1 protein-coding gene is annotated in these 1,193 nt (G+C 54.7%); it reads right to left on the bottom strand.

Going from position 1 to position 1,193, the window contains the following annotated elements; translation table 11 throughout:
- Positions 1 to 160: 160 nt before the first annotated feature.
- Positions 161 to 1,129, bottom strand: a complete 969-nt coding sequence (locus H4J77_RS19520; RefSeq protein ID WP_028615150.1) for an IS5 family transposase — start codon at positions 1,127 to 1,129, stop codon at positions 161 to 163.
- Positions 1,130 to 1,193 lie beyond the last annotated feature (64 nt).

Below are 1,193 nucleotides of genomic sequence, written 5' to 3' on the forward strand. Positions count from 1 at the left end.
TAGGGAAGGTCTGAAATACCGGCCATATGGGCGGCGATTATGACCTCGGCTCACAAAAAAAACATTTCAGGAACGATTTCATCGCCCTCAGTCGCGTTTTCAGCGCGTTGCAGCCCCTTTTCGGCCATCCAGGCCACTGTACCCAGTACTCCGGGCGGATTTATCCTGCACTTAACAGCTGTTTTCGGGCCATCCATAGGTTGGCCAGGGCGAACAAGGTATGCAACTGGGCCGTGTTCTTCGCCAGGCCCTTGTAGCGCACCTTGGTGAATCCGAACTGGCATTTGATCACTCGAAACGGATGCTCGACCTTGGCTCGTGTACTGGCTTTGGCCCGCTCGATTCGGCGCAAGCCTTTCTCGATCAGCTTGGTTTTGCTCAATGTCTTGAGCTTGCCTGGGCGCATCGCAATCGACCAGACCACCTGCTTGCGCCCTTTGTGTTCATCCCGTTTCTGAACGCCGGTATAGCCGGCGTCACCGCATACATGGGTTTCTTCGCCATGCAGAAGCTTGTCTACCTGAGTAACATCGCCCGCATTGGCCGCCGTCCCCACGAGACTGTGAACCAGCCCTGACTCAGCATCAACGCCAATGTGGGCCTTCATGCCAAAATAATACTGGTTACCCTTCTTGGTCTGATGCATCTCGGGATCGCGCTTACCTTCTTTGTTCTTGGTCGAACTGGGTGCATGAATGATGGTTGCATCGACCACGGTGCCGTGGCGCAGCATTAGCCCGTGCTCACCCAGGTAACGATTGACCACTTCGAACAACGCCGTGGACAGGCCGTAGCGTTCCAGCAGCCGACGGAAGTTGAGAATAGTGGTTTCATCCGGAATGCGATCAAGTTGAAGGCCAGCGAAGAGTCGCAAGATGGTGGTTTCATACAGCGCTTCTTCCATCGCTGGATCGCTGTACCCAAACCAGTTCTGCATCAGATGAACTCGCAGCATCGCGTCGAGCGGGTAAGCAGGTCGACCACCTTCGCCCTTGGGATAGTGCGGCTCGATCAGCGCCAGCAATGGCTTCCAGGGAACCACTTGATCCATTTCCAGCAGAAAGCGCTCACGGCGGGTCTGCTTACGTTTACCAGCGTATTCGGCGTCTGCAAAGCTCATCTGTTTCATGCGGTGGTCTCGAAAATGGCGCTGACGCATTTTACCTTTTCAGGAAGTCTTTTTCAGACCTTCC

Source organism: Pseudomonas sp. 5Ae-yellow, assembly GCF_014077575.1.
In the GTDB taxonomy this organism is placed as follows: domain Bacteria; phylum Pseudomonadota; class Gammaproteobacteria; order Pseudomonadales; family Pseudomonadaceae; genus Halopseudomonas; species Halopseudomonas neustonica.

Excerpts from the sequence above, each read along its gene's own strand:
- H4J77_RS19520 (WP_028615150.1), bottom strand. The coding sequence starts at position 1,129 with ATGAAACAGATGAGCTTTGCAGACGCCGAATACGCTGGTAAACGTAAG.